The sequence below is a fragment of the Bradyrhizobium sp. UFLA05-109 genome (assembly GCF_054185165.1).
Genome location: NZ_JBBIAR010000019.1, coordinates 25,099 through 39,762, shown reverse-complemented (window position 1 = coordinate 39,762; position 14,664 = coordinate 25,099). Strand labels below are relative to the sequence as shown.

The 14,664-nt window shown below is 59.1% G+C and carries 13 protein-coding genes and 1 pseudogene; 6 read left to right on the top strand and 8 right to left on the bottom strand.

Annotated elements, in window-relative coordinates; genetic code table 11:
* Positions 1-3: 3 nt before the first annotated feature.
* Genes Q3C01_RS15930 through Q3C01_RS15905 form a run of 6 tightly spaced genes read left to right on the top strand, consistent with a single transcriptional unit; the run spans position 4 to position 6,164 of the window.
* The gene (locus tag Q3C01_RS15930) at positions 4-1,518 is read left to right on the top strand and encodes an amidase (RefSeq protein WP_458146265.1); all 1,515 of its coding nucleotides are present in this window, start codon (positions 4-6) and stop codon (positions 1,516-1,518) included.
* Positions 1,519-1,554: 36 nt separating this feature from the next.
* Positions 1,555-2,412, top strand: coding sequence for a branched-chain amino acid ABC transporter permease (locus Q3C01_RS15925; RefSeq protein WP_458146264.1), 858 nt, complete (start codon positions 1,555-1,557; stop codon positions 2,410-2,412).
* 4 nt (positions 2,413-2,416) lie between these two features.
* On the top strand, positions 2,417-3,640 hold the full coding sequence (locus Q3C01_RS15920; protein WP_458146263.1) for a substrate-binding protein: 1,224 nt from the start codon (positions 2,417-2,419) through the stop codon (positions 3,638-3,640).
* Between the two features lie 17 nt (positions 3,641-3,657).
* Positions 3,658-4,749: a branched-chain amino acid ABC transporter permease gene (locus tag Q3C01_RS15915; RefSeq protein WP_458146262.1), complete on the top strand. Its 1,092-nt coding sequence runs from the start codon at positions 3,658-3,660 to the stop codon at positions 4,747-4,749.
* A complete protein-coding gene (locus tag Q3C01_RS15910) occupies positions 4,736-5,470 on the top strand; it encodes an ABC transporter ATP-binding protein (RefSeq protein ID WP_458146261.1) in 735 nt (244 codons plus the stop codon). Before Q3C01_RS15915 ends, Q3C01_RS15910 begins: the two co-directional genes overlap by 14 nt.
* Complete coding sequence (locus tag Q3C01_RS15905; RefSeq protein ID WP_458146260.1) at positions 5,463-6,164, top strand: branched-chain amino acid ABC transporter ATP-binding protein; 702 nt, start codon at positions 5,463-5,465, stop codon at positions 6,162-6,164. The genes Q3C01_RS15910 and Q3C01_RS15905 overlap by 8 nt, the downstream gene beginning before the upstream one ends.
* Before the next feature lie 104 nt (positions 6,165-6,268).
* On the opposite strand, the gene nodU is transcribed toward Q3C01_RS15905, so the two are convergent.
* The 8 genes and pseudogenes from nodU to Q3C01_RS15865 form a co-directional block, all read right to left on the bottom strand.
* On the bottom strand, positions 6,269-7,978 hold the full coding sequence (nodU, locus tag Q3C01_RS15900) for a nodulation protein NodU (RefSeq protein WP_458146259.1): 1,710 nt from the start codon (positions 7,976-7,978) through the stop codon (positions 6,269-6,271).
* Between the two features lie 707 nt (positions 7,979-8,685).
* Positions 8,686-9,921, bottom strand: coding sequence for an NAD(P)/FAD-dependent oxidoreductase (locus tag Q3C01_RS15895; protein WP_458146258.1), 1,236 nt, complete (start codon positions 9,919-9,921; stop codon positions 8,686-8,688).
* Positions 9,918-10,793 carry a sugar phosphate isomerase/epimerase family protein gene (locus Q3C01_RS15890; protein WP_458146257.1) on the bottom strand — a complete coding sequence of 292 codons (876 nt, stop codon included), beginning with the start codon at positions 10,791-10,793 and terminating at the stop codon, positions 9,918-9,920. Before Q3C01_RS15890 ends, Q3C01_RS15895 begins: the two co-directional genes overlap by 4 nt.
* A 26-nt stretch (positions 10,794-10,819) precedes the next feature.
* The gene (locus tag Q3C01_RS15885) at positions 10,820-11,140 is read right to left on the bottom strand and encodes a Rieske 2Fe-2S domain-containing protein (RefSeq protein WP_458146256.1); all 321 of its coding nucleotides are present in this window, start codon (positions 11,138-11,140) and stop codon (positions 10,820-10,822) included.
* A 150-nt stretch (positions 11,141-11,290) separates the two neighbouring features.
* A complete protein-coding gene (locus Q3C01_RS15880; RefSeq protein WP_458146255.1) occupies positions 11,291-12,286 on the bottom strand; it encodes a sterol desaturase family protein in 996 nt (331 codons plus the stop codon).
* 118 nt (positions 12,287-12,404) lie between these two features.
* Positions 12,405-12,710, bottom strand: a complete 306-nt coding sequence (locus tag Q3C01_RS15875; protein ID WP_458146254.1) for a hypothetical protein — start codon at positions 12,708-12,710, stop codon at positions 12,405-12,407.
* A gap of 124 nt (positions 12,711-12,834) precedes the next feature.
* Positions 12,835-13,077 (bottom strand): annotated as a pseudogene (locus Q3C01_RS15870) (3-methyl-2-oxobutanoate hydroxymethyltransferase); the annotation flags it as partial.
* A 460-nt stretch (positions 13,078-13,537) separates the two neighbouring features.
* The gene (locus Q3C01_RS15865; protein WP_458146253.1) at positions 13,538-14,494 is read right to left on the bottom strand and encodes a ribokinase; all 957 of its coding nucleotides are present in this window, start codon (positions 14,492-14,494) and stop codon (positions 13,538-13,540) included.
* Between the last annotated feature and the right edge of the window lie 170 nt (positions 14,495-14,664).

Sequence of the window (14,664 nt, the reverse complement as noted above, 5' to 3'; positions counted from 1 at the left end):
CTCGTGTCAGTTTCCCTTCCCACGCCCCTCCAGCTTCGCAGCGTCGCCGAGCAGTGTGGTCTTTCGCTGACCGATGAAGACGTTGCTTCGTTCCGCAGCCTGATGCAGGGCTCGCTCGATGCGTACAATCTGGTTGCAGCGATGCCCGACGAATTGCCGGTGGTCAAATATCCCCGTACCCCTGGTTATCGGCCATCGCCGAGCGAAAACCCTCGCAATGCCTGGTACCGCAAAACGAACATCCAGGGTGCCGCCGGCGGAAAACTGAAGGGCAAGAAGGTTGCCCTAAAGGACAACATCATGTTGGCCGGGGTGCCCATGATGAATGGCTCGGCCACACTCGAAGGCTACGTACCCGACTTCGACGCCACCATCGTTACGCGTATGCTGGATGCTGGCGCCGAGATTGCCGGCAAGGTTCACTGCGAGGCCTTCTGCCTCTCGGGCGGTAGCCACACCAATGCGATCGGCCCGGTGCACAATCCACATAAGATGGGCTATTCGGCCGGCGGTTCTTCCTCGGGAAGCGGGGTTGTGGTCGCGCTGGGCGAGGTCGACATGGCGATCGGCGGCGATCAGGGCGGTTCGATCCGCATGCCATCCTCGTTCTGCGGCACGTACGGCATGAAGCCGACCTGGGGTCTGGTTCCCTATACGGGGATCATGCCGATCGAGATATTTATCGATCATACGGGACCGATAACAGCAACGGTGGCCGACAATGCGCTGCTGCTGGAGGTGATCGCCGGTGACGATGGCTACGATTCACGCATCAAGGCACCGAAGGTTGATCAATACACCGAGGCCTTGGGTGCGGGCATCAAAGGGATAAAGATTGGTATTCTCAAGGAAGGTTTTGAGCAGCCGTCCGCAGAGTCTGCAGTCAATGAGAGCGTGGGTGAGGCGGCAAAGCACTTCAAAGATCTCGGTGCGACCGTTGAGACCGTCTCGATTCCGATGCACCTCTTGGGCGCGGCGATCTGGACCCCGATCGGAACTGAGGGCGCCGTCCAGACTATGATGTTCGGCGACGGCTATGGTCTCAGCCGAGGCGACCTGTACCCAATCTCGCTGATGGAGTTCCATCGGGGCTGGCGACGGCAGGCGGACTCGTTGTCCGAGACGAACAAACTATTCCTGCTACTCGGCACCTACATCAACAACACCTATGGTTCCAGGTTTTACGGCAAGGCGCTCAATATCTCCCGCCGCCTCGCTGCAGCATACGACAAAGCTCTCGAGACCTACGATCTCCTGCTCATGCCGACGACGCCGATGAAAGCTACGCCGCTGCCTCCGGCCAATGCCAGTCGCGAGGACTATTTCACTCGCGCGATCGAAATGTTCACCAACACCGCGCCATTCGACATTACGCATCATCCGGCCATGTCGCTGCCCTGCGGAATGGTCGATGGCCTGCCTGTCGGCCTGATGCTGGTCGGCCGTTACTTTGAAGAATCCACCATCTACCGCGCCGCCCATGCCTTCGAACAGATAGGCGACTGGAAGAGCATGTAAGGCGGGATCCGATGGTGCCCGGCTGGACCGCAACGTATGACTAACATACTCATGGCGGCATTCGAGATTCTGAGCTTCGGTGCGATCATCGTCTTGATCGTGCTCGGCCTCGGAATCATCGCGAGCATGATGGGCATCTTCAATTTTGCCCACGGCGAGTTCGTGCTGCTGGGTGCCTACATTACGTATCTCGCCTTTAGTCACGGTCTCCCGGTGTGGGTCGGTATGGCCGCCGCGCCGGTCCTGGTCGGAATACTGGGTTTTGTGCTCGAAGCGCTCATTATCCGCCGCTTCTATGCGGCTCCGATCGTGGCGATGCTTGGCACCTATGCGCTCGGTCTGATCATCCGCGAGACAGTGCGAGGCCTGATCGGCGGCTTTTATGTAGCCGTACCGGAGCCGATTGGCGGATCAATAGATATCGGCACGATGCACATCTCGGCCTGGCGCTTCACGATAGTCGTGATTACGGTTCTGGTGATCGGCGCCTGTTATCTGCTGCTGTCGCGCACAAGCTTTGGTCTGCGCGTGCGGGCGACGCTGGAAAATCCCTCCCTGGCGCGAGCCTCCGGCATTTCCACAAGGTTCATGTACGGTGCGACTTTTGCTATCGGGGCAGCGTTGGCGGGGCTCGCCGGCGCGCTTATCGTGCCAGTATTCACTCTTTTTGCCGATCTCGGCATCCGCTTTCTCATCCAGGGCTTTGTTGCCGTATTGGTCGGCGGAGTCGGCTCCTTTGTAGGTCCAATTGCAGGCGCTGGCGTCATTGGAGCGCTCAGCGCGGCGCTACCCTGGATTATTGCACCGGTCGCAGCCGATGTCCTCGTCTTCGTGCTCGCAATAGCTTTCATCAAGTTCCGGCCGCAAGGCCTCGTTGGAGGAAGGGGAGTCTAGTCAGATGGTTGCTGATCTCGTTCAATTCACTCGTCGTCGTTTCCTTTCAAATTTTGCTTTCACTGCAGGTGCCGCTGCCACAGGGCTTGGCAGCTGGGTGATCCGCCCCGAATGGGCAAATGCGGCTGAAGGTCCGATCAAGGTCGGCATTGCGACTGACTTGACCGGCGCGATCGGCTACGCCGGAAACTCGAATGCCAATGTTGCCAGAATGGTAATCAAGGATATCAACAATTCAGGGGGGCTTTTGGGCCGGCCGCTTGAACTCTACATCGAAGACACGGCTTCGAATGAATCGGTCGCGGTGGGCAACGTCCGCAAACTGATCCAGCGCGACAGGGTCGACATGGTTCTCGGTGGTCTTGCAAGCTCGATGCGCAACGCGATCAAAGATGTGATCGTGTCACGGGGCAAAACGCTCTATCTCTATCCTCAATTCTATGAAGGCAAGGAGTGCACGCCATATCTGTTCTGCACCGGCGCCACACCGGCCCAGCAATGCGATGAGTTCATCCCTTGGCTGATCAAGAATGCTGGCAAGAGATTCGCCCTTCCAGGTTCTAACTATATCTGGCCTCGCACCCTTAACGCCTACGCTCGCAAGTTGATCGAATCGAACGGCGCCGAGGTCGTTTTCGAGGAGTATTATCCATTAGATCAAGTTGATTTCTCCGCGACCGTCAATGGGATCATTTCTAACAAGGTCGACGTCATCTTCAACACCGTGATCCCGCCCGGCGTCGGTCCACTCTTCAAGCAACTCTACCAAGCGGGTTACCTCAAAAACGGCGGGCGGCTTGCCGCGGTCAATAGTGATGAGAACATGCTCAGCATCCATCCGGCTAACGAAATCGAGGGCCTTGCCAGCTGCCTCGACTACTACAAGGCTGTGGCCAAGGATGACCCGGTATCTGCCAAAATCCAGGTGGCCTATGAACAGCAATTCCCTGGCAGCAACTTCATGTTCGCCGCCAGCAGTGCCGGGCCTAGCACCTATCGCGGGCTGAAGTTGTGGGAAGCCGCGGTCAAGGAAGCGGGCAAGGTCGATCGCGAATCGGTCGCTGCTAGCCTTGATCACGCCAAGATTGCGGAAGGTCCAGGTGGACCGGCTGAGATGGTGCCGGGAACACGACACTGCAGGATGAAGATGTACACCGCGGTCGCCAAGGGCGGCCAGTTCGAGATCGTCGGGCGCAGCAACGGCCTCGTCGATCCCAAGGAATGCTGAGAGGCTGCTGAGGCGGAATGCTGAAGTCGATGACAGTGGCAGAAAAGGCCATCACCGCCGATGTCGGCGGCGATGCAGGCGACCCGATGGCTGAGAGCGGCGCGCCGCCCTCCGCGGCGGAGCGGAAGGTCATGCCGATCGTGGAAGGGCTGGTGCTGCTCACGGCACTGGTCCTGCCATGGGTGCTGCACGATTTCCTAACGGTGCTCGCCACCCGCGTGGTCATCCTTGCGCTGTTTGCCCTCTCATTCGATCTGGTGTGGGGCTACGCTGGGATCATGAGCTTCGGACAGGCGTTGTTCTTCGGCTCGGCCGGCTATGGTGTCGCCCTTCTCGCGCGGGACCTCGACATCACTTCGATCCTCTTGGTGCTGCCGGCCGGCACGCTGGTCGGTCTTGTCTTGGCTCTGTTGCTCGGCGGTTTCCTCCTGCTCGGCCGGCATCCGGCCAGCGTGATCTTCGTCTCACTCGGCACGCTCACCGGCTCCTATGCCGCCGATCGCCTCGCGCGCGGCTGGTACTTTCTCGGGGGCCAAAACGGCATTCCCTCCATCGCGCCGATGACGCTTGGTCCGTACGCGTTCTCGGAAGGGCCGGTCTTTTACTATCTCGCTCTCGGGTTTCTCGTGATCGTCTACCTCGCGTGCCGCTTCCTGGTGCGCTCGCAGTTTGGTCTCGCGCTCGCAGGCCTTCGCGAGAACGAGCAACGGATCGCCTTCTTCGGCTACAAGACGCAGCATCTGAAGGCAATCGTGTTCGCGGTCGGCGGCGCCATCGCAGGGCTTGCTGGCAGCCTCTACGCTTTTCATGAGGGATTCGTCTGGCCTAACATGGTCGGCGTCGTTGTCTCCACGCAGGTCGTACTCTACGTACTGTTCGGCGGCTCTGGGACACTAATTGGCGCGGTGATCGGTACCGTGATCATCGAAGGCCTCAGCTTTTGGCTCTCGGACAATTATCGCGAGATCTGGCCGATCATGCTCGGCGTTCTGCTGCTGCTCGTCATTCTGTTCCGGCCGCTGGGCGTGATCAGCATCGTGCTCGGTGAGCGGGAGCGTGTTGGCAACTTTGGCCCGAGACTCAAGGAGAAGCGCAATGCCGCTCCTTGAAGCCGCCGGCATCTCCAAGGTGTTTGGCAAGCTCACCGCGCTAGACAGCGCCGCGCTCACTGTCGGCGAGAACGAATTCCACGGCTTGATCGGGCCGAACGGCTCGGGCAAGAGTACGCTGATGAAGTGCGTCGCAGGAGCCGAAGTGCCGACGCAAGGGAAGGTCAGTTTCGTCAACACCGACATCACCCTGTTCACACCGACTGAGCGTGCGCGGGCAGGCATCAGCCTGAAATTCCAAATCACCTCCGTACTTCCGACGCTTACGCTCTACGACAATATCCTGCTCGCGCTCCAGGCCCAATCCTCACTATCCGATCTCGTCTTCTCGCGCACAAGAGGGCGCCTGCACGATCAGGTCATGACTATGCTGACCCAGTTTCGACTTGCCAATCGCGCATATGCCGCAGCGGCGACCCTGTCGCATGGCCAGCAGCAATGGTTGGAGATCGCGATGGCGCTCGCGGGGCAGCCCCGGCTTCTGCTGCTCGACGAGCCGACCGGAGGCATGAGCCTGGAAGAGCGCCGAGTCACCGGCGAACTCTTGCGTCCTATCAAGCAGCATTGCTCCCTAGTTATCGTCGAGCACGATCTGGATTTCATCCGCGATATTTGCGACCGCCTCACCGTGCTCGATCAGGGTAAGGTGCTGGCGACGGGAAGCGTGGCGGAGATCCAGGCCAACAAACGCGTCCAGGAGATCTACTTACGCCGTGCCTGAGCAACAATTCCTCGACATAAGACATCTCGACGCCGGCTATGGCCGCAGCCAAGTGCTGTTCGACGTCACGCTCGGCATTCCCCGGCACGGCGGCGTCGCCGTGCTCGGCCGTAACGGCGCAGGCAAGAGCACGCTGATGAAAACCATCGTCGGCGAGCTGCCGAGCTGGAGGGGCGAGGTATCTTTTGACGGCCGCGATCTCGATCGCCGCCGGACCGAGGAACGCGTGCGCGCCGGCATCGGCTATGTGCCGCAGGAGCATTCAGTGTTCGCACGTCTATCGGTGCGGGACAATCTCGCAGTCGGATCGCTCTTCAATACCGATGCTTCGGCGATCGATCGCGTCCTGACGTTCTTTCCCAAGCTCGCTCACCGCCTGGACCAGCTGGCCGGCACACTTTCGGGCGGCGAGCGTAAGATGTTGGCGATCGGACGCGCGCTACTGGGAAACCCGAAACTGCTGCTGCTGGATGAGCCGACTGAGGGAGTCTGGATCGGCGTGATCGAGGAGATCACGGAACGCCTGACTGAGCTCACCAGGGAGATCGCGGTCATCATCGTCGAGCAGCACCTCGATCTCGCGCTGCGCGTGGCGAATCACGCATATGTACTGGATCGCGGCCGCATCGCGCTGCAGGGGGCTGCAGGTGACGTCCGCGGCAATCCGGAACTTCTACGGTATCTCGCACCTTAGGTTTTTGGCACCAGTTCGAGACAAGAACTTTTTAGCTCGTTCATCAAGAAGCCCGATTGAGCTTGGCGAGCAGGCAAGCGTTCGGCATAGCGGTCGCAGCGCGCTTACGGAGCTTTCGTCCACAGTATGCCATCACACCATACGTGCTCGACGCGCCCCCACTCGCAGGCCGCTGCGACATGAGGGAAGAACCCGCGTCCATGGTGGTTGGCACTCGTATTGCAAAGCAACGGAATGCTCGTGAGCTTTTCATATTCGACGAGCAGCTCGGCGACTTTGTGCTGAGAGGTCCTGCAAATCGTCTGCAAGCGCGCAGATCCGTCGAGATGTACAACAGCAGGGATTTTGTCCCGCCATTCTGGTCGTGTCTGGTGATCGAAAAGCATGTAAGGGTCCGGGGTTCCGGGACTGAAAATATCCGGTGCACGATCCTCCAGGCATATCGGCGCCACTGGCCGGAAATGTTCGCGAAGTTTGATGTCGTTGAGGTAATCCTTCATTCGCGGCGATGTCGCAGCCGCGAGAATGCTTCTGCTACCCAATGCCCGAGGTCCAAGCTCGGCGCGGCCGGCAAGAAAAATCACCGGCTCGTTGCTGGCGAGAATGATCGCAAGTTCACGCATGCTACACGGCGTGGCTTTCCATTCGGGCGACACTTCGCTAGCTTGCAGTGCCGGACCACTATATACCGACCATTCCAACGGCACGAAGCCCTTGTCTGCCACCATTGCGCAGCAAGCGGCACCGATTGCCGAGCCACTGTCATTCGGAAACGGGGGCACCCAGACAGCATCGAACAGACCTGTCGCACGTAGTGCACTGTTCCATTTGATATTGAGTCCGCAGCCACCGGCTATGCACAAATTTCGCGTCGCAAAGCGCGAATGGCGCTGCAAAGCAGTGGTCAGTTCGCGGACGAGCAGACGCTCGAGGAAGCAATGAAATGATGACAGCACATCTTCGGCTGCCTTGGCCTTCAATCGGCTCGCGCTGGCACCGAAGAAGTCGTGCAAGCTCGCAAGCGCGGACTCCGCGCTCTTGATGTCGGTACGAAAGCTGGCAAGCTTCGTGTCAGCCGCAAGGCGCTCCTGATAGAGCTCCTGAAAGACCGTTACGATGGTTTCGTCAACAGACCCGAGCGCGATATAGGCCATCACCTTGCCGGCAACACCCAGGTTGAGCTTGCCGGCGCCGCCCGGGTCCACACCGGGATCTCCTAGATCCCAAATGGGATGGTTTGCTTGCTTGTACGGTCCAAAGTGAAGGCCAGCTGCGGCATAGACGTGCCCAATCACCGGAAACAGGCATTCGATGAAACGGGCGCCCCCCTGTTCTACATAATAGAGACGTGGAAACGAGCCGCCGTCCCACACCAGGCAGAAAGCGGGCTGTACAGCTTTGGCAAACGGGCTTGTGCAGTATGCTGCGGCCACGTGGCCTGTAACGTGCGGATAGCTTCTATAAGGGAAATCGCTGCCGTCGAGCTTAAGGCCAAACCCGTCGCGCGAGTCGAGAAGGCCCTCTGGATGGCATTCAATATATGGCCCTCCCTTGAGAGTGATAGGTACAGTCCCGCTGAGAATCTCGAACTGCGACTCCTCCTTCCCCGCCCAGCCGTCGATGACGAACTGATCAACTTCCCGTGGATGCAGACCGTGGTCCGCCAAAGCGACGACGATTGCATCGAGATTATCGATCGTTTGATATCGCGGGTTGTTGCTCCGCTTCTCTTGCTCGATACAAAAGATAAGCCGCCCATCCTCGACAAGAGCGATCGCTCCGTCATGCGTCAGCTTGATACCGCAGATGCGCATAGTGCCTCCATGTCAAATGCTGGCAATTCGACTAGTTTGGAAATCGAAGTCGATACCGAAAGCATGCGAGTACGCGGTCGTAGTGGAGTGACGCGTCCTGGCACAGCTGGCGTTCGACCTCGATCAATGTTTCAATCCGCATATCCGTGACCGTCCAGGCATTAGCGGCGAGACCCGAGCGCCGAGATCTAATTGGGAATGCCGCGCGTAGCGCGTGTGCATGATTTGGGCCAACGTGAATCGGAGGAATTTCTTCGCGTTTCCCAGCTCTCGCGTTCGCCAACAGACTGGCGGGTTCGTTACATTCAGCGCGCGTGTTTTCGGACAAAGCGTGCGCTACGCCCACCAACCGGAAAGAGTGGTCCGGTCGAGCATCGAGGGCTGACGCGTGCAGCTATGCGCTCTTTGAGTTCTCGAGGGTCGAGTTCATTTCCAGGCGCGCGCCAGGCCGCGTTCGGCGCTATGAGCTGGCCACTGTCGCGCTCGCCAGCTGGCGCAGGCCGCCGAGCTCGATGGAGCCCGTGAGCGATCTTGGTGACTGAGAGCCATCTTGCTCTGTCAGCTCGTTCCTTTCGATGGTCTCATTCTGGGCGCTGCGTAGCTCCCGTGCCGAAGAAGGCGCGCACGGCGCTTCTGCGTGTTCTTCTCGGATAATCTTGAACAGCCACGTTCTTCGGGATGAACGCGCGCGCAATGCCGAATCCCAGCTAAACCAGCAAACGTTTCATATTTATCGCTGGGTCTGCGAGCGCCTCTGCCGCGGGTTTAAGCCGCCTGCTGATCATGATCTCGGCGACACGTATTTCTCTCGCCACAGTGCCCAGGCTCCCGAATCCGCAAGCGGCGACTAGGCGCCCGTCGTCGGCTAGGTAAAACAAGAACTGGCCCCTCGCGCCGAGGTTCTTGATCACGAGGATTTCTCCTTCCGAACAGAGACCGACAACTTGCAGTGTTTCGTCGTATTGATCCGACCAAAACCAGGGAACGTCCTCATAGGGACGGTTCTTGCCCAGTATATTCGCTGCCGCCACCGCTCCTTGCCGCTGCGCGTTGCGCCAGGCCTCCAGCCTGACGCGCTTTCGATAGAGGCGATGCGGAAACGAGCAGCAGTCCCCCGCCGCGAAGACGTGCTGGTCGGAAGTCGCCAGCGTCTCGTCCACAACGATGCCGTTATCGACAGCTAGTCCTGCCGCCTGCGCAAGTTCGACATTCGGCGTCGCACCGACCCCAACGATTACCAGATCGGCCACATGCGTGCGCCCACCGGTCAGCACCACGTTGCAGCGCCCTTCGTCGAAGTCGATCCGCTCAACGACGGCGCTAGTCTCAATGCGCACCCCAGAACGTTCGTGCTTGGCTCTAATCAGTTCGGCCATAGGAGGTGGCACTGCTCGCATAAGTAACCGCGACCCTGCCTCCAGTACGACCACCGAAGCACCTCTCGAGACGGCGCTGGCCGCAACCTCGAGCCCGATAAATCCGCCGCCGATCACAACCACATCGCATCCTTGGCCAATAACTTGGCGGATGCGCGTGGCGTCCTCATACGTCCGCAGCGTCGCCACCCTCGCTCCTTCAGCGATCGGAACGCTCAGCGTCCGAGGTCGAGCTCCCGTCGCCAGCAGGAGCCGGCAATAGGCCATCTTTGATCCGTTTGAGAGCGTAACCAACTTGGCCGCGCGATCGATCGAAACCACTTTGCTTCCCTGGAGATAATCGATCTCCAACTCGGCGAGGCGTTGTGACGTCGCAATCGGCCTGGGCCCAGGGTCCATCTCGTCTATCAGGATCGACTTGGAGAGAGGCGGGCGCTCATACGGCAGCATAGTTTCGTTGCCGATTAAGGCCACGCTGCCCCTCCAGCCGCCCTCGCGCAGGGCGATGGCAGCGGCCGTGCCGGCTTCGCCCGCCCCAACGATCACTATTGTGGATTGGTCACTCAAGCGGCCGATCCTTTTCCGAGCGAGGGCTGCGCATCGCTTGCCGTACTCTCGAACAGACTCCGCACCAGGGATTTGAGGAGAAGAGCTTCCTCCCAGCGATTTGTGGTATCGTTGCCCTGGCGATCGCTAATGGCATAAGGCTGCGGGCCAAGTTCGCACGTGAAAGTGAGGCGGGCATCGGCGCCAGCACGCCTTCGCCAGCTCTTGAAGCCGTATTTCCACCAACCAAGAAACAAATCCAGCCAGACTTTGTGCTGGGGGAAAGTGATCTCAACCTGAATCTGCTCGCGAGACGCAACACGGCCATGAAAAGCCCAACTGCGGTCGAGCACCTGCCGCACCAGCGCTTCGTCTTCATCCGAGATCGGATACCAGAACTCGCGGCCGACTAGGGAATGCGAGAGATCGGCAAGCATGCGCATCTCAGGAACTTGGTCCATCAGGTCGAGGGTGAAAAGGAGATCCGTCGTCATCCTATTGCGATGCGTTTCAAAGTAGATTGGCATGCCCGCATCTTGCGCCACCCTGATCCAGCCTTCCAGCAGCGGGATACAGTCGGCAATACGGCGGGGGCGGATGTCAGGCTGAATGTTGATATGCAAGACGCCAAGTTGCCCAGCGAGTTCAATACCAGCTTTCAAGTCATCGATCGTCTGCGGGAAGCACATACCCTCAACTGCAAGTCCTGAGCCGGCGAGGGCACGCGCAATCAGAGCGACGCGTGCAGGATCAGCGCACGAGGTGCTGATCCCATCGAACCCCGCTTCCCGGATCATGGTCAGGTTCTGATCGATAGAACGTTCGATGCCGTCAGGCTGGCGTCGTTCCATCGCCCAGAGAGACTGCAGTACAAGTAAGCTCTGCTTCGACATCAACGCGCCTGCCGGATCTGATGGCCTCATACTTTGATCAAAACCGTGCCGCTCTCGATCTTGACCTCGTAACTGCGCAGGTCGACACATGCAGGTAGTGCACGCGATTCGCCGGTTCGATAATCGAAGGTTCCGAAATGCTTAGGGCACTCGATGATGCCTCCATCGACAATGCCGTCCGCTAGATGGACTTTCTCGTGGGAGCAGTGGCCTTCGATTGCGAAGTAGTCGCCTTCGGGCGCGCGAACTATTACGAACGTGCGGCCGCCGTGATCGAGGCGAAGGGCCTCTTCGGGCATCAATGCATCGATCGCGCAGGCCGCGACCCATTCACCCTGACTAGTCATTCTGTTTCCTTAAAGTTGAGCTTGCAGTGATGCCGCTGATGCTCTGACGAGATCCGCCAGCGGCGTCGGTCGGTCGGTGGAGCGGAAGCCGCATGTGCTCAGCGCTCATAGCAAGGGCGGATAGACCTAGCTGCCCCACCGACGGGCGAGCTAATTGCCGCGGGCCCACTTCTTGGCTTTGATGCGCTTATACATCCTCTCGTCGGCCTCCGCAGATCCGTCGTGAGCCGTGCCGAACCACTCGTCAAGCGGGATGCGCCGCTCGCCGTAGTTCACCTCGAAATATTTGTGGTGCAGGTAGTGGTAAAAATTGTCGGTGTTGATGGCCTTTGCATCGTCCACCATGACTCGGTCGAAACCGGTGTGAGACTTCGCCGGCGACAAGCCCGCGTGCATGAGTTGAAACATTGCATGCACCGGGTGGGAGGGTACGACAAAATGGATCAGCACGCCGGAGAAATAACCAATGTGTTCGAGCGTTGAGGCTGACAAGCCGGACCAAGGCCCCGGGTTAACGTTCTTGTGGTGGACCTTATGAACGATGTGGTAGAGCGCTCCCATGTGCATGAGGCGGTGAATTAGGTAGAAATGCAACTCGCGCCAGGCTGGCATCACCAACACAAGAGTGGTGCAGTATACCGGGTGCGTTCCGAAATCGACGTACGGCACAAACCCGTTAGCGTACATCCACCAGGTGAGGGCCTCGTATGCGGTCCATATCGGCACGCCACTACACATGGTCCAAAACACGTTTTCTGCGGTCTGACTTCCGAACATGAAGGTCGTATTGTCGGTGTCGGGCCACTTTGCATTGTATTTGAATTTGGTTTGCTGGCGCTTTTGGATGTAAAGGATGAAGTGGAAGCTGCCATAGACGAAGACCGTTAGCCCGGCATTGCGCAGCAGAATGAGCAAAATCCAGTCAGCGCGGAATTCCCGCATTGTCTCAAGCGCGGGTGTCAGATAGATCCACGATACAAGCGAGATCACGAAATAGAGGGTGTTCCAAGGTAACAAGTATCCCGGCAACCAACGCAGAATTTTCTTCGGTTGGACCGGCCAGATAAAAATCGGAGCGCGTTCTGGCCTTTTGTTAGGCGTCCAGTTCCCGCGCTTGTCACGGGTGCCGTATAAGATGTCATCCATATCTGCCTCCATTCCGTTGTGATTTCTGGATGAGAAATGCTCGTCTTCCGAGCGAAATCCTCAGACGCCGAGAAATCACTGTTTCCGTGCATGTCGCTCCGAGGTTGCGCATCAGTGCTCAAAAGCCCTCTTGCTGCAGCGTTGCCGTAAACGCGGCAAATTCATCGTCGTCGATCTGCGAAATTTCGTGCGGCCCCGGAAACGCGCTCGCATTGACGTCAGCGCGGAATGCACTGAGGGCTTTGATACGCTCTTGTTTGACACGCTCTTGCAGGGCTTTCAGGTTCCCATAGGTTCGTGCGTGCCGGGGCCTGCGGCCTTCCCCGCCACATATGTCCTCGGTGAAAAGAAAGATCACATCCGCATCTGGTCCGGAGCCAAGCGAAACCGTCACCAGTCCGGTCCGCCTGCCAATCTCTGTCATAACTCTGGCCGGGATGAGCTCGCATTCCACTGCAAACGCACCGGCCTCTTCCAGACAAAAGATGAAAAAGCTTGAGGGCTTCCTCCGCATTCTTGCCGAAAGCGCGAAGCTTTCCCACCCACGTCGATTTCCTTGGAACGAGCCCCAAATGACCTACGACCGGAATATCCTCAGCCGCGAGCATAGAGACGGTCGTCATGCCCCAGGCGGTGATCACCGCATCGGCGCCGTGGGCCAGCGCCTTTAATGCAGTACGTAGGATATCGTCTTGCGTCGCGGCCTCGACAAAGCCCAGCGCCGCGGTGACGGAGAGCCGCTTCGAGCCCTTGCGCACGGCCTCCACGTTGCCGGCGCGGCTAACCAGCATCTCGATGCCGGATTCCTCCGCCGCCGCCTCTTCCGCGGTCTCCGCGGTGACCTGAGTGTAGCGCTTGCCCGAGTGTCGCGCGGCGCACAGGTCGGCCACCGTCACCGTCCGCTCCGCTTCGCGCGCGGCCCAATCGTAGATCCGAGGCATCTTGCCAGTCAGCTCTCTAGGTTATTGGCGTCCGGCGTGGCGACCCACGCCGGTCGAAAAATTCGAGAAGATCGGCGCGTGACTGAGCTGCGGCGCATCGCTCTTCGGCCCGGCGTCCGCGTAAGATGACGTCGAATCATGAGCGATCACCGTGCACTCCGTTCGCCCCCGTGCCGCCCTGCAGCGATGCCAAGGTCTGGCCAAAAGGAGCGCGGCGAGCTTCCGCATTCTCGCTCGCAAGCGATTCTCAACCCGCCATTGGCAAACTTGACGATGGTGCAGGACAATCCGGCGTCTCGAAGCTTCTGGTTCAGGTCCATTCTGCTTCCTTTCGGCCCGAGGCGGAAATTGTACGGTACATCTCGTCGGCTGCTCTGCGCGTTGCCATGCCGGGAATGACCCCGAGCTTGGTGCAAACCAGGGCACCGCAGCAAACACCGAAGCGCGCGGCGTCGATCACATCCCGGCCCTCGGCCAGAGCCACGGCGAAGCCGGAATTAAACGCGTCGCCAGCACCTGTCGTGTCGACAACGTCGACCTCGGCAGCCGGGATGGCTGCATCGATTGTGTCGGTGACGATGAGCACTCCGCGATCGCCAAGCGTTACAATCACATTGGCGGCACCGCGCTTACGCAGGATCTCCACCAGTTCGCGCGAGGGCCGCGGATCGTCTGGCCGCAGACCCAGCAGAATACGAAGTTCGCTCTCGTTCGGCGTCAGGTAATCAACCAATGGGAAAATCTCGTCCGGCAACGGCGCTGCGGGAGCCGGATTGAGCACAGTTTTCTTGCCGTGCTTCCGCCCTAGCTCCATGGCCCGCATTGCCACTTCAACCGGAGGCTCCAGGACTGCCATGACTACGTCGCTTTCCCGAATGCGGCTCTCGGCGCGATCCACGAAAGCCGGGTCCATGGCGTTGGTGGCGCCATAGTCCATGATGATGAAGTTCTCACCCCGCTCATTGAGAATGATGAAACCCACCGCCGTTGGCTTCTCTGCAATTTGCTTGACATGCGCTGTGTCAACGCCTTCGGCCTTGTAGAGGTCGGTTGCGATATCGGCGAACTTGTCTTTGCCAATGATGGCAACTAGCGACGAGTCCGCCCCGAGCCGCGCCGTCGCAACCGCCTGATTTGAGCCCTTGCCGCCGGGCCCCATATCGAAACTGCTACCGAGCATCGTGACGCCGAAGACCGGGATATTCGGAGCGCGAATGGTTAGTCCCACCGCGAAGCTGCCGACAACGGTGATTTTCGGTTTACTCATCGAGTCCTCCCCTGAATGTGCCTTAGGCTAGCGCTTGTGTGGATCGCCTCCACGATATCGGCACGGGATAAATATCCGTACTCAGCGTGGTGGCAGCTCCGGCTCCTCCTTGAATCTTCGCGCAAACTTCGGGGATACAAAACGTGCATCCCGGACATCGTTCGACGCGC